The 17,980-nt window shown below is 62.0% G+C and carries 16 protein-coding genes; 8 read left to right on the forward strand and 8 right to left on the reverse strand.

From position 1 onward, the window contains the following. Window positions 1–107 precede the first annotated feature (107 nt). The 3 genes from ACO07N_RS11660 (at window position 108) to ACO07N_RS11670 (ending at window position 4,238) form a co-directional block, all read left to right on the forward strand. Window positions 108–959: an alpha/beta hydrolase family esterase gene (locus ACO07N_RS11660; protein WP_421981175.1), complete on the forward strand. Its 852-nt coding sequence runs from the start codon at window positions 108–110 to the stop codon at window positions 957–959. A gap of 364 nt (window positions 960–1,323) precedes the next feature. Beyond that, a complete protein-coding gene (locus tag ACO07N_RS11665) occupies window positions 1,324–2,625 on the forward strand; it encodes a CaiB/BaiF CoA transferase family protein (protein WP_421981176.1) in 1,302 nt (433 codons plus the stop codon). After that, on the forward strand, window positions 2,622–4,238 hold the full coding sequence (locus ACO07N_RS11670; RefSeq protein ID WP_421981177.1) for a thiamine pyrophosphate-binding protein: 1,617 nt from the start codon (window positions 2,622–2,624) through the stop codon (window positions 4,236–4,238). The genes ACO07N_RS11665 and ACO07N_RS11670 overlap by 4 nt, the downstream gene beginning before the upstream one ends. A 60-nt stretch (window positions 4,239–4,298) precedes the next feature. Here ACO07N_RS11670 and ACO07N_RS11675 read toward each other — a convergent pair whose 3' ends face one another. From ACO07N_RS11675 to ACO07N_RS11690, 4 genes are all read right to left on the reverse strand, one after another. Next, window positions 4,299–4,700, reverse strand: a complete 402-nt coding sequence (locus tag ACO07N_RS11675; protein WP_306144486.1) for a RidA family protein — start codon at window positions 4,698–4,700, stop codon at window positions 4,299–4,301. A 137-nt stretch (window positions 4,701–4,837) separates the two neighbouring features. Then, a complete protein-coding gene (locus tag ACO07N_RS11680) occupies window positions 4,838–5,440 on the reverse strand; it encodes a hypothetical protein (protein ID WP_421981178.1) in 603 nt (200 codons plus the stop codon). 29 nt (window positions 5,441–5,469) lie between these two features. Beyond that, window positions 5,470–6,135, reverse strand: coding sequence for a hypothetical protein (locus ACO07N_RS11685; RefSeq protein ID WP_421981179.1), 666 nt, complete (start codon window positions 6,133–6,135; stop codon window positions 5,470–5,472). A 30-nt stretch (window positions 6,136–6,165) separates the two neighbouring features. Beyond that, the gene (locus ACO07N_RS11690) at window positions 6,166–7,575 is read right to left on the reverse strand and encodes an FAD-binding oxidoreductase (protein ID WP_421981180.1); all 1,410 of its coding nucleotides are present in this window, start codon (window positions 7,573–7,575) and stop codon (window positions 6,166–6,168) included. Window positions 7,576–7,740: 165 nt separating this feature from the next. Here ACO07N_RS11690 and ACO07N_RS11695 point away from each other — a divergent pair, with 165 nt between their 5' ends. The 4 genes from ACO07N_RS11695 (at window position 7,741) to ACO07N_RS11710 (ending at window position 11,476) form a co-directional block, all read left to right on the forward strand. Next, the gene (locus ACO07N_RS11695) at window positions 7,741–8,466 is read left to right on the forward strand and encodes a winged helix-turn-helix transcriptional regulator (RefSeq protein WP_421981181.1); all 726 of its coding nucleotides are present in this window, start codon (window positions 7,741–7,743) and stop codon (window positions 8,464–8,466) included. A 196-nt stretch (window positions 8,467–8,662) separates the two neighbouring features. Continuing rightward, window positions 8,663–9,514, forward strand: a complete 852-nt coding sequence (panC, locus tag ACO07N_RS11700; RefSeq protein WP_421984418.1) for a pantoate--beta-alanine ligase — start codon at window positions 8,663–8,665, stop codon at window positions 9,512–9,514. Window positions 9,515–9,530: 16 nt separating this feature from the next. Then, entirely contained in the window at window positions 9,531–10,340 is an 810-nt protein-coding gene (panB, locus tag ACO07N_RS11705) for a 3-methyl-2-oxobutanoate hydroxymethyltransferase (RefSeq protein WP_421981182.1), read from the forward strand. A gap of 68 nt (window positions 10,341–10,408) precedes the next feature. Continuing rightward, window positions 10,409–11,476: a bifunctional transcriptional activator/DNA repair enzyme AdaA gene (locus ACO07N_RS11710; protein WP_421981183.1), complete on the forward strand. Its 1,068-nt coding sequence runs from the start codon at window positions 10,409–10,411 to the stop codon at window positions 11,474–11,476. A gap of 790 nt (window positions 11,477–12,266) precedes the next feature. Here the strand turns inward: ACO07N_RS11710 and ACO07N_RS11715 are convergent. Further along, entirely contained in the window at window positions 12,267–13,460 is a 1,194-nt protein-coding gene (locus ACO07N_RS11715; protein WP_421981184.1) for a DegT/DnrJ/EryC1/StrS family aminotransferase, read from the reverse strand. A gap of 470 nt (window positions 13,461–13,930) precedes the next feature. Between ACO07N_RS11715 and ACO07N_RS11720 the strand changes: the two genes are divergently transcribed. Then, window positions 13,931–14,053, forward strand: coding sequence for a hypothetical protein (locus tag ACO07N_RS11720; RefSeq protein ID WP_319385547.1), 123 nt, complete (start codon window positions 13,931–13,933; stop codon window positions 14,051–14,053). 69 nt (window positions 14,054–14,122) lie between these two features. Here the strand turns inward: ACO07N_RS11720 and ACO07N_RS11725 are convergent, their stop codons facing one another. From ACO07N_RS11725 to ACO07N_RS11735, 3 genes are read right to left on the reverse strand one after another with little or no spacing between them, the layout of a single operon-like run. Next, a complete protein-coding gene (locus ACO07N_RS11725; protein WP_421981185.1) occupies window positions 14,123–15,775 on the reverse strand; it encodes an ABC transporter ATP-binding protein in 1,653 nt (550 codons plus the stop codon). Between the two features lie 2 nt (window positions 15,776–15,777). Beyond that, a complete protein-coding gene (locus ACO07N_RS11730; RefSeq protein WP_421981186.1) occupies window positions 15,778–16,842 on the reverse strand; it encodes an ABC transporter permease in 1,065 nt (354 codons plus the stop codon). A 10-nt stretch (window positions 16,843–16,852) separates the two neighbouring features. Beyond that, a complete protein-coding gene (locus ACO07N_RS11735) occupies window positions 16,853–17,809 on the reverse strand; it encodes an ABC transporter permease (protein ID WP_421981187.1) in 957 nt (318 codons plus the stop codon). Window positions 17,810–17,980: the final 171 nt, after the last annotated feature.

Here is a 17,980-nt window from a genome sequence, read left to right on the forward strand (position 1 = left end):
CTCGCCGATTTGTGATGATGCGGTGCTGGACAAACAGGCCCTGACGCCCTTCTCTTCGGATCGGCCGCTCGTGTTTTGGAGCGGGAAGAGCGCTACAGGAGCTGATCTTGAATTCAGACACGTTGTCCTCCGCCGCCTGCGCCATCTTGCTGGCTTCAACCTTTCTGGCCGCTCCAGCCCATGCTGACGACACGGCAGGCTGCGGCGGAGAAACCCCGTGCGCGCTGGACGGCGGCGAATATTACATCCACCTGCCTCAGGCAAGCGTCGCGGACGAGCCAATCGGAGCGATCCTCTACCTCCACGGACATCGCGGCAAGGCGGTCAACGCCATCCGCAATCAGGGCTTCCAGCGCATGGCGGACAAGCTCGGCGTTGCCTTCGTCGCCGTGCAGGGCGTCAACGGTACGTGGTCGTTTCCGACCGCGCCGAGAAACCTGCGCGACGAGTCGGTCTTTTTCGACAGTGTCCTGAGCGACCTTGAAGACCGGTTCGATGTCGAACGGGACAGAACGATGCTGTCCGGATTTTCGTCCGGCGGTTTCATGACCTGGTATCTGGCCTGCGAGAATGCCGGCCGGTTTTCCGGATATGCACCGATCGCCGGGGCCTTCTGGGAACCGCTCCCCGAGAACTGCCCGACCGACAATCCCTACCTGTTTCATGTACACGGCACCAGCGACACCGTTGTTCCGCTGGCCGGGCGCTGGCTCGGCGGCGGACAGTGGAAGCAGGGCGACGTTTTTGAAAGTTTCGACGTCTGGCGGCGGCAGAACGGCCTTTCCGAGGCAAGTTCCGAAAAACTGACCGACGGCAATCTGCAATGCGAGCGCTGGGCGCCCGAAGGCGGGCTGTTCGAACTCTGCCTTCACGATGGCGGTCACAGTGTCGAAGCCAAATGGATCGAACGGGCCTGGAACGAACTGGGTGAGATCAAGGGCTGGGACCGGAAAAGCTGAGGGCTCACACCGCATTAACGGGAATGTGAGGCAAGGTGTTGCGCGTGCAATCCGACTAGGGTACGGACCCATAAATGAAGCCGATTTGGCGGCAGAAATGGCAAAATCTCGCGAGGAAGCGTGCGCAGAGCGGGCCTTTGCCCGGTCAAGCGCGGTGACACTGCGAGGTAAAGCCATTTTGCCGTCCTTCGGATTTGGCCGTTTCGGCCATCTGCATCGTCGCGAAAGGCTTGAAAATGAACCACATTTCCTGCGCTTTCGCTCCTTGCAGCCGGTCAAAACGATCCAAACCAAATTGACTTCATTTATGAGTCCGTACCCTAGAGTTGACGGGAAAGGGGGGATGTGTCCATGTCCCGTCTGAATGTCAGTCGAAAGGTGTCGCGTGTCCCAGTCCGCCTCCAAACCCGGTGCCTTGTCCGGCCTTGTTGTTGTTGATCTCTCGCGTATTCTGGCCGGGCCGACCTGTACCCAGGTGCTCGGCGACCTGGGCGCGGAAGTCATCAAGATCGAACGGCCGGGCCGCGGTGACGACACGCGCGGGTGGGGTCCTCCCTTCCTGAAGGATTCCGCCGGCAACGAGACCGCCGAAAGCGCCTATTACCTCTCGTCGAACCGGAACAAGGCCTCCGTCGCCATCGATCTGGCAACACCGGAGGGCCAGAAGTTGATTGCCGACCTTGCGGTAAAGGCCGACATTCTGGTCGAGAATTTCAAGGTGGGCGATCTCAAGCGGCGGGGCCTCGACTACGAGACGCTGAAAGCGCGCAACCCGGGCCTGATCTATTGTTCGATCTCCGGTTTCGGGCAGACGGGTCCCTACGCCCATCGCGCCGGATACGACTTCCTGATCCAGGGCATGGGCGGGATCATGTCGCTCACCGGGTTCCCCGATGATGAAGGCGGCACGGAGACCAAGTGCGGTGTCGGCATTGCCGATGTGATGTGCGGCATGTACGCCGCCGTTTCGATCCTGGCCGCACTCAATCACCGCCATGCGACCGGCGAAGGCCAGCACGTTGATATCTCCCTGCTCGATGCCCAGGTGTCGTGGCTGATCAACCAGGGCGCCGCCTATCTCGTTTCCGGAGACGTGCCCGGGCGGCTCGGCAACGGTCATCCGACCATCGTGCCCTATGAAACCTTCCCGGCTGCTGACCGGTCCTTCATCATCGCTGTCGGCAACGACACGCAGTTTCAGAAGTTCTGCGATGTGGCCGGCGCACCCGAACTGGCAGCCGATCCGCTCTATGCGAAAAATGCCGACCGGGTCCGCAACCGCAAACAGCTGATCCCCCTGATCCGCCGCCAGACCATCGAAAAAACCGCTGCCGAGTGGATCGCGGAGCTTGAGAACGCGGGCGTTCCCTGCGGTCCGGTCAACGATCTAGAGCAGGTGTTTTCCGATCCGCAGATCCTTGAACGGGGAATGCGGATCACCCTGCCGCACCCGGTCAGCGGGACGGTGGACCTGATCGGGTCCCCGATCAACCTGGAAAAGACGCCTGTCACCTACGCCAAGGCACCGCCGATGCTCGGGGCCGACACGGGCGACATCTTGCAACGTCACCTCGGCTTGTCCGACGAAACATTGCATGGCCTGTCCGAGAAGGGCATTGTCGGCCTCCGAACCTCACCAGAAGACAAGGAAATATCCGCCAAATGACCACCGGCGCAGACATCATTGCCGGCAAGCTTCACGCTGCCGGTTGCCGACACGCTTTCGGAATCCCCGGGGGAGAGGTTCTTGCCCTGATGCAATCGCTCGATCAGGCCGGCATGAATTTCATTCTGGTCAAGCACGAGAACGCCGGCGGGTTCATGGCGGAAGGCGGCTGGCATGCGGACGGCGCGCCCGGTGTGCTGCTGGCAACGATCGGTCCCGGAGTGGCGAACGCGGTCAATGTGGTCGCAAACGCGTGGCAGGACCGGGTCCCGCTGATCTTCCTGACGGGATGCGTCGACCAGGGTGAAGCGGAGAGCTACACGCACCAGGTCTTCGATCATCAGCAACTGCTGCGCCCGATCGTCAAGGCAAGCTTTTCGGCGCGTCTCGGCGCGCTCGACGTGATGATGGAAAAGGCGTTGGCGATCGCGCTCGACGGTCAGCCGGGCCCGGTGCATATCGATGTGCCGATCAAGGTCGCTGAAACGGAGACGGAAGAACCGTGGTCGCGCTCGTTCCTGTCTGCTCCGGTCGCAACCAGAGCCGCGACCGGCTCGGATCTGGACACCGCGATGGCGCTCTTTGCGAAAGCAGAGCGTCCGATCGCCATTGCCGGTGTCGATGCGGTCAATGAGGGCGCCTCGGCGGCGATCAGCGATTTCTGCAGGGAATTCGGGATCCCGCTGGTCACGAGCTACAAGGGCAAGGGGCTTCTTGACGAGAACGATCCGCTGGCCCTCGGCGGCGCGGGCCTGTCGCCCAAGGCGGACGGCCATCTTCTGCCGCTGATCAATCAGAGCGACTGCATTCTCCTGCTCGGCTATGACCCGATTGAAATGCGGATCAACTGGCGCAATCCCTGGGACAGGGATGCATCGGTCATTGACGTGACCCCGGTGCTCAGAACCCATGGCATGCACAGCGTCTCGGCCACCTTGCGCAGCGCTGTTGTTCTCGCGCTGGAACTGCTGGGCGCGGCACGCACACCGGACCGGCCTTCCTGGCCCGGCGGGGAACCGGAAAAAGTCGCGGCGGAACTCGCCGACGGCTTCGGGCCGGAGAAGGACGGCTGGGGCCCGGCAACCGCATTCCACACCTTGCGGGAGGTGATGCCCGCCGAAACCGTTGCGACCGCTGACAGCGGTGCGCACCGGATCCTTGTCAGCCAGATCTGGAAATGCCCGCAGCCGCGGCAGATGCTGCAATCCTCAGCGCTCTGCACCATGGGCTGCGCCGTGCCGCTGGCCATGGGCCACAGATTGGTTGAAGGCACGTCGCCGGTGATCGCGTTCGTCGGCGATGCGGGTCTTGAGATGTGCCTCGGGGAGTTATCGACCCTCCGGGATCTGAAGATCCCGGTGATCATCTGCGTCCTCGTCGACACCAGCCTTGCGCTGATCGAGTTGAAGCAGCGCGGCAGCCAGAGACCGAATGTCGGTGTCGACTTCGGCGAGACCGATTTCCCGGCCGTTGCGCGCGCTTACGGCGGGCACGGCGTCTGGATCGACAACGCGGGTGATCTCAGGCAGGAGGCAACCGACGCGCTGCAGCGCGACGGCTTCACCATTCTCGCCTGCCGCATAGAGCGGCGTGCCTATGACGGGGCGTTCTAAGAGCTCTTTCTCCACGCGCCGCCAAAGTCGCGGGCGTTGAACAGAACGTGCAGTCCTGTCTCAGGGCAGCACGGCCGTTCCCTCGATCTCGACCAGAAACTCCGGCAGGGCGAGCGACTGCACACCGAGCCAGGTGTTTGGTGCCGGCGTGACGTCGCCCCAGAATTCACCGAGCGCCATGCCGACGGGCTCGAGTTTTTCCGGCGTGTGGTTCACGACGTAGGTTCTGAGCCGGATGAGATGCTGCGGGCCGAGGCCCTGGTCCGCAAGCACGGCCTTGAGATTGGCAAGGCACTGCCGCGCCTGTGCGTTCAGATCATCTCCGCCGACCAGTTGGCAGTCCTTGTCCCAGGCAACCTGCCCGGCAAGATGCAGCAGCCTGCCCGGCTCGGACACGGCTGCGTGTGAGAAGCCCCACTGGACGCTGTTATAGAGTGTTTCGGGGTTGATACGATCGGACATGAGACCCTCTTCGCAAGACACGGTAGGCCTTCACTTTAGCCGAGTGCCCGGTATTGGCCACCCCTTGTGCGATACGTTTCCGTTACCCGGCAATGGTGACGGGCGCGGCGGCAGGGAGCCAGGCCGCGCCCGGTCTGTCAGGCGGTGCCGGTTTGGCCTTCGCGGCCGCGTTTCCAGAGGCCGAAGCCGAGAAAACCGCCGAGTACCCCGGCAAGCAGCAGGCCGGGTGCGGGCAGGGGAACCGGTGTCGCCGGTGTCTCGACGGTTTCGAATGCGCTCACCTGCGCCTGCCGGGTGATGCCGATCGCCCCCGTGACCTCGATCCCGAAGACCGTGAGCGAAGCGACGTCGAAGGATCCGGCAAGACCGGTGATATCGACAAATCCCGTGCGCGGGATCCGGGCCGGATCGGAGGCACCGAGAACACCCGGCAGGAAATCCGAACGCTCCGTTGGAATCCCGATCGTTGCATCCAGCGCCGAAGTGATGGCGTCAACCCGGCTGAACAGCAGCGGGGTCAGGCTGGAATCCAGAATACGCACACCGACGGCATCGCTGCCACCGAACAGATCGGCCGATGACAATCTCAAAAGGAGCGAGTTCGGTTCAAGTTCCAGGGCGCCGAATGTCGTAAATGTGTAGCTGCCCCGGATCGTGTCACCCGCGGCAACGGGGACGGCGACCGCGGCGCTCGACAGGAACGCCCAAAATGCGGTGGTCGTGAAAAAAGTCCTCAACATCTGAAATACTCCTTTTGTGAAAAACGGCTCTAATTCCCCTCGGACGCCATCACCGTGAAAATGGCGTCCTGGATCAGACGGCAGGCATTGGGCCCGGCCGTTCCGTCGGCCTTCGCCGTATCGGGAAATGGGGGCGGCAGGCTGTCGTCCCGGCAGCCCCCGCGGTAGCTCGTGAGCATTGAGGCGGCGAGGTCCGGGATCAGCGGACCATGGTCGTTCAGGACCAGGTGGATCTCGCTCTGGTGAGGTGCATCGAACCGCTGCTCGTACCATCCGCCGGAGACGCCGCCTGCGGGCAGATACGCGCTGAATTCCGCGCGCCCGTCAGGTGTGTTGACCACACCATCGGCATAAACGATCTGTGTGCCGACCTCCGCGGCCCTGCCGATAACGTCCTCGGCGGTGCATGGTGTCGCCGAACAGTTTTCCGGTCGCGTCATGATCACCCACCAGGCCGTCGTGACGTTGCCGGGAACGAGTTCGGACGTGCGCAATGTCATCGTTGCGCCGTCGGGCGTTCTCGACAGCCTGGCCTGCGACCCGCTGATCGGCGTTGCCGGCTTTTCCGCCGTTGCCATGTGTTCGACGGTCCGGGAGATCATCGGGCCGTCACCCGCCTGCGCCCCAGCTGCGAGGACGGCCAGGCCGGTTGCGGCGAGGAAGGCCTGCTGGAGAAATCTGGAAGCATTCGACATCGTCTGGTCCTTTCAAGCTTGGGTGAGACTTCAACGGGAAAGCGGCGCGCGCTGACCTGCGGAATCTGTCTCGGGCGCAATGTTCTGGTTGAATCTGAAGAGGTTGGCCGGGTCATACGTTTGCTTGACCGCTGTGAGCCGGCCGAGGTTGCCGCGATAAGCGTTCGGTGCCTTTCCGTCGGCCTCGGTGATGAAGTTGACGTAGGATCCGGGCGCGGCGTGCGCGGCGATCTTTTCCGAGACGTGCTTCAGCCAGCCGATCATGTCGGCGTCGTCGCTTTCATCGCGCCAGCGCGCACCCGGCGTCGTCATGAACGGGACCTGCCGGTGCGGGAAGGCCGTGGCGCCTTCGCCGACATCCGCGACGGCACCGCCGAGAAGACAGATCAGAAGTTCCGATTCCGTGCTCGGCATGCCCGGCGCCAGGTCGACCAGAAGATCGATCAGCTCAGGCGTCAGGGCGTGATGGTTGTGTGCCCGCCAGTAATTGCGGGCGCCGAAATCATAGGCGCCATCAAGAAAGCTCTGCGCCTCCGTAAAGGGCCTGGCCGCAAACGCGCTGCCGAGCGGTTCGACACCGGCGTAAAGGCATTGCAGGTCGGCCTGTGCTTCTTCGGCCGGGCCTGCGTGGAACTGCATCAGCGTCAGAACCTTGGTCCCGTGAACGCTCTCGGGCAGAACCGGCACGGGCGGCGCAGTCATGAGGTTTGCCCACACACAGGCTTTGCGTGGCAGGGAAGGGGCCTGCGCGGCATAAGCGGACAGGACGTTTCGCGCGTCCTCCAGGGCAAAGAAGGCCGGGCCGAAGAGAACCTGCGGACCGACCGGATGCAGCCTGAAGGTGAATTCGGTCACGACACCGAAATTGCCGCTGCCGCCGCGTATCGCCCAGAAGAGATCGGCGTGTTCGCTCTGCGAGCAGACCGCGACCGTGCCGTCTGCCAGCACGATTTCCGCCGAAAGCAGGTTGTCGACCGCAAGGCCGTGAAGGCGCGCCAGCCATCCGAAGCCTCCCCCGAGCGTCAGGCCCGCGACCCCGGTCGAGGAGACCACACCGCCGGGCGCTGCCAGACCAAAGGGTTGCGCGGCTGCATCGAGATCGGCCCAGGTCGCCCCGCCGCCGACCCGCGCCAGGCGATGATCGGCATCGATTTCGATGTGTTTCAGATCCGACATGTCAATCATCAGTGCGCCGTCAGCAACCGCCGAACCGGCGATGTTGTGGCCGCCGCCCTTGATGCAGACATTCAGTCCGCAGTCGGCCGCGGCCGTGACCGTGCGGCGAACGTCGTCGGGATCCCTGGCAATCACGATGGCGGCCGGGAACCGGTCGATCAGCGCGTTCCAGACCTGTCTTCGTGCATCGTAGCCCGCGTCGCCGGGAAAGACGGCGGCAGGGCCTAGACGTTCCGCCAGCTGCGAGGTGAGAAGGTCTTCCATATCGTCGTCCACTGTCCGTTGTCTGTTGACCGTTCGAACAGCGTGCCGGGAACTGCGGCCGCGAAAAACTCATGAATGTGCAGTAACTCCAGATTCTGGAGTTGTCCGGCTACGGGCACCGCCGTACTCTTTTTGAAACATGACGCCAGATGGGAGGAGTGCCGGATGCCGTACAAGGGTTATGGACAGTACTGCCCGCTTGCCTTGGCCGCGGAAGTCCTATGCGAACGCTGGACCCTGCTTGTCATCAGCCGGGTGATTGATGGCTGCACGCGGTTCAATGAAATTCACCGTGGTGTGCCCAAGATCTCCGCGACACTGCTGAGCCAGCGCCTGTCGAGCCTGGAACATGCCGGCCTGATCACGCGCCGCGCGCTCGACAACGGCCGCGGCTTTGCCTACGAACTCACCGACGCCGGAAGGGATCTCGACCCGATCATCATGAGCCTCGCTGTCTGGGGCCAGAAGTGGTCGCGCGACATGGAAACGGAAGATCTCGATCCCGCCTTCCTCGCATGGAGCATGCACACCAGGCTGAATGTGGATGCGATGCCCGCGAAGCGGATCGTGATGGAATTCGCCTTTTCCGGCACCCACAAGGGCTTCAGCCGCTTCTGGCTGGTGGTGGAGGACGGCGAGGTCGACATGTGCCTGAAATATCCGGGCTTTGAAGAGGATCTGTCGATCTCGTCCGATATCAGGCGGTTCATCGAAGCCTGGCGCGGCATGCGCGATCTGCGCAGTGAAATCGCCAACGGACACATCACGGTCGTCGGCCAGGAGGAATACCGGCGCGCCCTGCCGGACTGGCTGATGCTCAGCGCGCTTAGCCGCTTCCCCCGGCAAACCGGAGCCGAGGCGGACCTGGCTGGAGACGCCCCGGTCGCTTAGACGGACTAGCGGGGCTGCTGCCAAATTCCTGCCCGCGCAAATGTGCTTTGTGACGGCACCGGACACATGACGTCGGCGCTGCAACCTGGTCATTTCCCTGCCCGACTCTCTCCGCTGGACCTCTGACTTTCGTGCGCTTATGTTGCACCTGCGAAGAAGATGCACTCCGGCCGGAACCGGGGGTGGGAGGATGACGATGAAGATCTGCCGGACAAAGGCGGAGATGCGCGATACCGTGCGGGACTGGCGGGCGCAGCGGGAGACCGTTGGACTGGTGCCGACCATGGGCTATCTGCACGAAGGGCACCTCGGTCTCGTTCGGATGGCGCGCGAGAATGCGGACAGGACCGTCGCCAGCATTTTCGTCAATCCGACCCAGTTCGGCGCGAATGAAGACCTCGATATCTATCCGCGCGACGAAGCACGAGACTTGAGCCTGCTGGAACAGGAAGGTGTCGATGCCGTCTTTCTTCCAGGGGTTGAGGAAATGTACCGGCCGGGCGAGCCCGCCTATGTCGATGTTCCCGAGCTTTCCGGAATTCTGCAGGGGGCTCTGCGTCCCGGCCATTTCCGCGGCGTATCCACGGTCGTGACGAAACTGTTCAACATCGTTACGCCCGATCTCGCCGTGTTCGGCGAGAAAGACTACCAGCAGCTCACGCTGATCCGGCAAATGGTGCGCGACTTGGACATGCCGCTTGAAATCCTCGGCCATCCGACGGTTCGCGAGGCCGATGGTCTGGCCATGTCATCCAGAAATGTCCGCCTGCAGCCCGCTCACCGGCAGGAAGCGGTTGCGTTGAACGAAGCGCTGGACGAGGCGGTACTTGCAGCGAAGACGCGTCCCGCGATCGAAGACCTGGAAACGGTGGTCAGGTCACGTCTGGAGGGCTCGCCGTCGGCAACCGTTGAAAGCATCGACATCCGCGATGCCGACACGCTCGAAGAGCTGTCAGGCACGCTGAACAGCCGTGCCGTTATCCTGCTCGCGGTTCGCTATGACACCGTTCTGCTGATCGACCAGCGTGTTGTCGCACCGGATTTTTGAACAACAAGGACACCAGATGAGCGCCCAGAAACCCGTCCGCCGCCTGACGGCCCCCCAGATCGCGAAGCGCAAGGGCGGCGAGCCGATCGTCTCGCTGACCTCCTACCACGCACACACCGCGTCCATCGTCGACCAATACGCCGACTTCATCCTGGTCGGCGACAGTCTCGGCATGGTCATGCATGGCATGGAATCAACGGTCGGTGTCTCGCTCGACCTGATGATCATGCATGGCAAGGCGGTCGTCAGGGGCACGAACAAAGCCCTCGTGGTCGTGGATATGCCCTTCGGCAGCTATGAGGAAAGCCCGGCCGAGGCCTTTCGCAACGCCGCACGTGTCATGAAGGAGACCCAGTGCGGGGCGGTCAAGCTGGAAGGCGGCGTCCGCATGGCCGAAACCATCCGCTTCCTGACCGAGCGCGGCGTCCCGGTGATGGCCCATATCGGCCTGACGCCCCAGTCCGTCCATGTGATGGGTGGTTTCAAGACCCAGGGACGGCAGCCGGACGACTGGGACCAGCATTTCGAGGATGCGCGCGCGGTAACGGAGGCCGGGGCTTTCGCCGTTGTCCTGGAAGGCATGGTGGAACCGCTCGCCGCGCAGATCACCCGGGAAGTTCCGATACCCACCATCGGCATCGGGGCGTCCGCCGAGTGCGACGGCCAGATCCTGGTGCTGGAAGATATGCTCGGACTCAACCCGGCGCCGCCGAAATTCGTCAAGGTCTACGGCAATCTCGGCGGGCAGATCGAGGCCGCGGTCAAGGCTTATGCGGATGAGGTCAAGGAGCGGAGTTTCCCGGCAGAGGACCAGGTTTACCGCTGAGCGGGCAGAATTTAATAAACGCCCGATTTCCGGCTGCATCGCATTTCCGAACGGCTTATGGTCAGGCCATGCTGATGACCCGACCTGATTTCGATACGCTCTATGAAGCGCTGCTCAATCGCGATCCGTCCTATGACGGGCGCGTCTTCGTCTGCGTGGCCTCCACCGGCATCTTCTGCCGCCTGACCTGTCCGGCACGCAAGCCGAAGCGGGAGAACTGCACCTTCCATGAAACCGTCGGTGAATGTATCGATGCCGGTTTCCGCCCCTGCAAGCGCTGCAAGCCGACGACACCGGAGGCGAGCGCGGACCCGGTCGTCAAACCGCTGATCGAGGCGCTTGAAAAACGGCCGGGCTATCGATGGGGCGAGCCGGACATTGTCAGGATGGGGCTCGACCCGTCGACGGTGCGGCGGGCCTTCAAGCGGCATTTTGGCATGACCTTTCTGGAAATGGCCCGCCAGCGCCGGCTGCAGGAGGGGTTCTCGACGCTCGCCGAAGGGGGCAAGGTGATCGATGCCCAGATCACGGCAGGCTTTGAATCCCCGAGTGCGTTCCGCGAAGCCTTTGCGAAAATTCTGGGGCAGGCCCCCGGAACCTTTTCCGATGACCCTCTGCTCATGGCCGACTGGGTGTCATCGCCGCTTGGCCCGCTGATCGCCGTCGCCGACAGGACCCAGCTGCATCTGCTCGAGTTCCTGGACCGGAGGGCCCTGCCGGCCGAATTCAGGAAGCTGCAGACATTTGCGAAGGGCAGGATCGGGTTCGGGCGGACAGGGGTCACCGACCAGATCCAGGAGGAACTGGATCGTTTCTTTGCCGGCAAATCAGGTGTCTTCGAAACACCGCTTGCGCTGCACGGCTCTGCCTTCACCCGGGACGTCTGGCGGGAATTGCTGAAGATCCCGGCGGGCCGCACCAGAAGCTACTCCGATCTTGCCAGTGAACTGGGGCGGCCGTCGGCGGTCCGGGCGGTTGCGCGCGCCAACGGCGCAAACCAGATCGCGATCGTCGTTCCCTGTCACCGTGTCCTCGGGGCTGACGGATCGCTGACCGGCTACGGCGGCGGGCTCTGGCGCAAGCAGCGCCTGATCGAGCTGGAACGGAGCTACGCTGAAGCCGATCGGGTGACATGAAGTGCACAGCACCATCGTAAGGATGAGAAGATTCGAACCAATTTATGTCATTGAAAGAAAGGCATAAGTTCAACTGGCAGCGACTCGGGATCTTAGGAGTTGTCATCAATTCATTTGGACACGATTGGGCTCGTCGTCAGAATGAGCTCAAATGGGCCATCGTTGTCAGTCGTGATCTACTGCTGTTCTGCCCTGGACCTGACGGTACTTGCTGGTTGGGCGACGTTAGGTAAAGACGCATTCCCCCGCCGTCATTCCGGACAAGTGCAGCGCAAGCTGCATGCCGATCCGGAAACCAGATTTATTTCGCGCCGAAGGCGCGGCTTATCATGCCGGTATCGAGAAAAGTGTTCGCTTCGCTCACGCAGATCTCTGGATACCCGATCAAGCCGGGCACAGGTTCCAGATCAGCGTTCGGCATCGCCTCACTTGTCTGGAATGACGGTGGGGGAACGTCACACTCTCCTTCGTCACCCCGGGCGAACAAAGTGAGACCCGGGGCCGGGGAGCCAGGCTGGAGCGGTGCGGCTTTTCTTTTCAACCGTCATCCCGGTTTGCCGTTCAGGCGGCAAGACCTGGACCCAGTCCCCCGGGTGGCTGGAAACTGAACAAAGACAGTCGCGCACGAGTTTACTGGGTTCCGGCCTTTCGCTTCGCTCCAGCCGGAATGACAAGTCCATTGCTTGGAGGTCGCCTTGCACAAACGATTTCGAGGTGAACCGGGCAGCAGTGGAAGCGCGTCGGCCATGACGGAACTGACACGGAAACAGTGACGTCAGGCAACTCCGTTTCAGGGAACCCGGCCAAGTTCCTCCACGATGATGGTTCCGATCGTGTCGCAATCCTCTTCGGTGAAGCTCAGCGGGACGCGCAGGTCCATGATCCGTCTGAGGATCGCGATGGTTCCGGGCAGTGACTGTTCAGGCGCGTATTTCCAGCTGTCGAACCGGCTGGTGAAGCCGACCGGGTTGGCGTCGCCGAACCATTTCAGTTCCACGCCGCGCTTCTTGCAGGCCTCCACGAAGGACCTGCAGGTTTCGTCCGTCCAGTCCGGGACAAGAAACTGGAACGACGAGCCGACATAGAGCTCCTGCTGCGGACGGTTCGGGACCGCCGCGTTCGCAGCACTGCGAAGCTTCGCCTCAAGGATCTGGTAACGCCGGTTCCATCGCCCGATGTTCCGGTCAAGATGGGGCAGCTGCGGCCTCAGGATCGAAGCCCGCAGATTGTCCATGCGCGAGGAACAGTTCGGGTTTTCGTACCTCGGGGCTTCGAAGGCAGCCATATCGGGGCGCGCGAGATGTTTCTCGAACAGCATGTAGGACCCCGACAGGATGACGGCATTCGCCATGATGTCAGGATCATCCGTCGTCAGCAGACCGCCTTCGCCGCTGTTGAGATGCTTGTAGGTTTGCGTGCTGAAACAGGCGGCCTTGCCGTAGTTGCCGCTCTTGATGCCGTTCCACTCCGCGCCCATCGTGTGGGCGCAATCTTCTATCAGCACCACGCCGCGCTCTTCCAGAAGCGCGCAAAGCGCATCCATGTCGGCGAGGTGGCCGCGCATGTGCGACAGTAGCAGAACCCTGGCAGTGCTGGACTTGATCTTGGCTTCGAGATCGGCAAGGTCGATGGTGAGGTCGGCCGTCGTCTCGACGAAGACGGGGACCGCACCAACGGCCGCGATCGCTCCGGGCACAGGCGCGAGCGTGAACGCATTCGTCAGGACGGCATCGCCGGACTGCACGCCTGCGGCGCGCAGCGCGATTTGCATCGCGGTTCCGCCGGACGTGGTTGCCAGGCAGTATTTCGCGCCCTGATAGGCGGCATATTCGCTTTCCCAGAGCGCCGTGTCTCCGTCTTCACCCTCAACCGTGTTGTAGCGGTGCAGCCGCCCGCTCTCCAGAACGCGCGCCGCTTCTGCGATCGCCTCGGGCGATATCGGCTCTTGCTGCGTGAACGGCTTGTTGAAAACCAGTACGGACATGGCAACGGGTCTCCGGAGGCGCTGCGTCCCGCCGGGGACGGCAACCGCATGTGTTCTTAAGCCCGCACTTTGGCAGGCTTTTGACAGATTGTCTTGCAAAGGATTCGCACTGTTCGCGGCATTGCGGTCACGCTCGGCATGTCCGGCAAGAAACCGCATGCCGGGCCCTCCTGCGCGCGGCTTTCGCCGGATGAACCGTGACCGGAGGAAGGCGTCTTTGTCTCCTTTTTGCGGCAGAGTTATCGATCGGTAAACCCCTGAAGATTTTCGGGAAACCGCGGATTTGGGCGCGCCGGTCACATCAGGGGCCCGAGCTAAGCGTTTTGGGAATAAGTCGCATGCCAGATATGCAGAAATAGACGTGCGATTCTCAGTATCGATGCATTGAATTCTTAACTTCTGTCGATTAAGTGTCCGGTTAAGTTGAAACGCCATCATTCTGGGCCGTGCCCAGGCAGAAGGAGGTCGCCATGACCCGTGATGATCTAATTCGCGAGTACAGAGAGCACAGCGGATCCTGGCAGGGTCTAGTTGGTGTCTACGCCGTGATTGTTGGCGTTATGGCTCTGTCCGGCTATCTGATGGTCGGCTGACCGCACCTGAAAGTGTGCGCAAAGAAAAACCCCGGGATGCAAATCCCGGGGTTTTCTGTTGTGTTCGGATCAGACGTTGGCCGCTTCGCCAATCGAATCCGTGCCCCGTTCCTCAAGCAGCGTCGTCAGCCAGTTCGGATCCATTTCCGGAACCGACGACAGCAGGAGGTCCGTATACGGATGATGCGGCGGGGTGAACATCTTGTCCTTCGGGCCCTGCTCGACGACCTTGCCCTTCTGCATCACCACCACTTCGTCGGCAATCGACCGGACGGTCGCCAGATCGTGGGTGATGAACATGTAGGCCAGGTTCAGGTCTTCCTGCAGCTTGTCCAGCAGCTTCAGGATACCCTCGGCGACAAGCTGGTCGAGCGCACTCGTCACCTCGTCGCAGATGATGAAGGAAGGCTCGGCCGCAAGCGCGCGGGCAATGCCGATGCGCTGCTTCTGTCCGCCTGACAGCTCCGGCGGGAACCGGTTGTAGAACTTCGCCGGATCCAGTTCGATCAGGTCGAGCAGTTCATCGACGCGGTTTTTCAGTTCGGCCCCGTGAAGGTTGCCGTAGAACTGTGCCGGGCGGCCGATGATCTCGCTGATCCGGATCTTGGGGTTCAGCGCGGTATCCGCCATCTGGTAGATCATCTGCGCCTGCCGCAGCTGATCCTTGGTTCTGTCCTGATACCTCGGCGGCAGCGATTCCCCGTTGAACAGGATCTCGCCCTTGGTCGGCGGCAGAAGACCCGTTATGCAGCGGGCTGTCGTCGATTTGCCCGAGCCCGATTCGCCGACAACGGCCACCGTCATGCCTGCATAGATGTCGAACGAGACATCATCGAGAACCTGGATCTTGCCATAGGCAGCGTCCACGTTCTTGACCGAGACGATCGGCACGGCATCGGCTTCCGCCGGCCGGTCCTTCTGCGGCCTCTTGAAGCTGCGCACCGCCCAGAGGCTCTTCGTGTAGTCCTCGCTTGGGCTGTCCAGCATCTGCTCCGTGGGCGCTTCCTCGACTTCCTCGCCCTTGAGCAGAACCTTGATCGTGTCTGCCATCTGCGCGACGACGGCAAGGTCGTGCGTGATATAGATCGCGGCGGTGTTGAACTGGTCGACAATGTCCCGGATCGCGGCCAGAACCTCGATCTGGGTGGTGACGTCCAGCGCGGTCGTCGGCTCATCGAAGATGATGAGGTCGGGACGGCAGGCCATCGCCATGGCGGTCATCGCACGCTGCAGCTGCCCGCCCGAAACCTGGTGCGGGTAGCGGAAGCCGATTTCATTCGGATTGGGCAGACGCAGGCGGTGATAGAGCTCCATCGCATCTTCCTGCGCTTCGACACGCTTTTGGATGCGGTACTGGATCGGAGCTTCCGTATGCTGGTCGATGATCCGGTGTGCCGGGTTGAACGAGGCCGCCGCGGATTGCGCAACATAGGCGATGCGCGATCCGCGCAGGGCCCTGAGATCGCTTTCCGGTGTCGTGGTCAGCTCCATGCCGTCGAACTCGATCGAGCCGCCGGAAATCCGGCAGCCATCTCTCGCGAACCCCATGGACGCAAGCCCGATGGTGGACTTGCCGGCACCCGACTCCCCGATCAGGCCGAGAACTTCCCCCTTGTGCAGGGTCAGGTCGACGCCATGAACGATTTCGACCCATTGCTCGTCGGAATAGCCCTCGATCCGAAGGTCCTTGACTTGAAGAAGGACATCTTTCTTTGGGACCATGATCAAACCTCCTTCAGGCCGGAGGACCGGAACAGCATCCAGTCGACGACGAAGTTGACCGCAACCGTCAGAAGCGCGATGGCTGCTGCCGGGATCAGCGGTGTGAGTTCACCAAACGAAATCAGCGTTGCGTTCTCGCGCACCATCGATCCCCAGTCCGCGGTCGGCGGCTGGATGCCGAGACCCAGGAACGAAAGACCGGCGATGAGCAGGAACACGAAGCAGAACTCGAGACCGAATTCCGCGATCAGCGGCGCGGTCGAGTTCGGCAGGATCTCCTTGCGGATCAGGTACCAGGTTCCTTCCCCGCGAAGCTTGGCAGCCTCGATATAGTCCATCACCACCACGTTGCCGGCGACGGCACGGGTCAGGCGGAAGACCCGCGGCGAATAGATCAGCGCGATGACCACGACGATCACGACGAGGCTGGTTCCGAAGATACTCAGCATCAGCAGCGCGAAGATCAGGGACGGGATCGACATGATCACGTCCGCCGCGCGGCCCATGAACTGGTCGAACCAGCCGCCTTTCGTGGCAGCGAGCAACCCGGCCAGCGCGCCGGCGATGAACGCAAGTGCCGTGGCCAGGAGGGCAAGGCCGACGGTGTTGCGCGCGCCGTAGATGATCCGGCTGAACATGTCACGTCCGAGCTGGTCGGCACCGAGCAGCATGTTCTCGTCCGCAGGCGCAAAGGCCGAGGAGATCACTTCCGCTTCGCCGAAGGGGGCGATCACGGGTGCGAAGATCCCTGCAATTGCGTAGGTGAAGATCACGAACATGCCGAAGGCGGCTGTCAGTGGCGCGGTCCTGAGTTCCTTCGCGACACCATCTGGAGCGATGATGATCAGGAATTCGCGAAACGCGTAGGAGACACCTGCCGCGAGCGCGAGCAGGCCCGCCGCGATCGTGATGAAGCGCAGCGCAGGGACGCCGCCGATGATCCCGGTGACGAAGGAAATCAGCGTCAGCGAGAAGACCAGCAGGAAGATCTGCCGTTGCTTGAAATACGCTGCCAGGCACGAGGCCCCGATCAGCAGCGCATAATATCCGATAACGAATGAATTCATGTCGCTGCCCTCACTTCGGATGCCGCAAACGCGGGTTGGTCAAGATCGATCCGACATCTGCTGCAAGGTTGAGCAGAATGAAGGTCGCAGCGAAGATGAGACAGCACGCCTGAACGATCGGGAAGTCGCGTTTCGACACCGCGTCGACCAGCAACTGTCCGATGCCCGGATAGACGAACACCACCTCGACAAGGACAACACCGGTGATCAGGTAGGCCAGGTTAAGGGCGACAACGTTGATGATCGGCGCCCAGGCGTTGGGCAGGGCGTGTTTGACGATGACTTTCCAAGCCGGCACGCCTTTCAGGCGGGCCATTTCGATGTATGGCGATGCCAGCAGGTTGATGATCGCGGCCCGCGTCATGCGCATCATGTGTGCGGTCACGACCAGCACCAGCGTCAGCGCCGGCAGAAAGGTCCTGTGCAGCAGTTCACCGAAGCTCATGTCGCTGCTCAGGCTCGCGATTGCCGGGAAGTAGTTGGTTTTCACGGCCAGATACAGGATCAGGATGTAGCCGAGAAAGAATTCCGGAGAACTGATCGAGGTCAGCGTGACAACGTTGGCGACCCGGTCGAACAGCGTGTTGCGCAGGAGCGCAACGATCACGCCGAGAATGATCGAGATCGGAACTGCGATGACAGCCGCGTAGCACGCCAGGAACAGCGTGTTGACGAAGCGGTCGCTGATCGCTTCGCTGACGCGTTCGCCGGATATGAGCGAAACGCCGAAGTCGCCGGTGACGGCACCGCCGAGCCATTGGAAATAGCGAAAGATCGCGGGCTGATCGAGGCCCATCTTTTCGCGCAAGGCGGCAACGGTTTCAGGTGTGGCGGCCTGCCCGAGGACGGCCTGGGCAATGTCGCCCGGCAGCAGCTCGACCGCGAAGAAAATCAGGATTGAGATCACGAGAAGCGTGACCACACCTAAGCCAAGTCTCTTAAGGACCAGCTGTAGGATGTCCCCCATTTGTCCCTCCAGAATAAAGACGCCCGGTACCCCAATTGACCGGATTTGTGTCAGGCGCGGATCCCGAATGGGCCCTGAATTTATCTTTGTAAGATGCCCGACAGTCTAGGATGGAGCCGCCCGGTTGAAGGCAGTTCCAAGTGAATTGCGGCGGACAGTGTCCGCCGCAAC

The sequence above is a fragment of the Roseibium sp. genome, assembly GCF_965229775.1.
In the GTDB taxonomy this organism is placed as follows: domain Bacteria; phylum Pseudomonadota; class Alphaproteobacteria; order Rhizobiales; family Stappiaceae; genus Roseibium.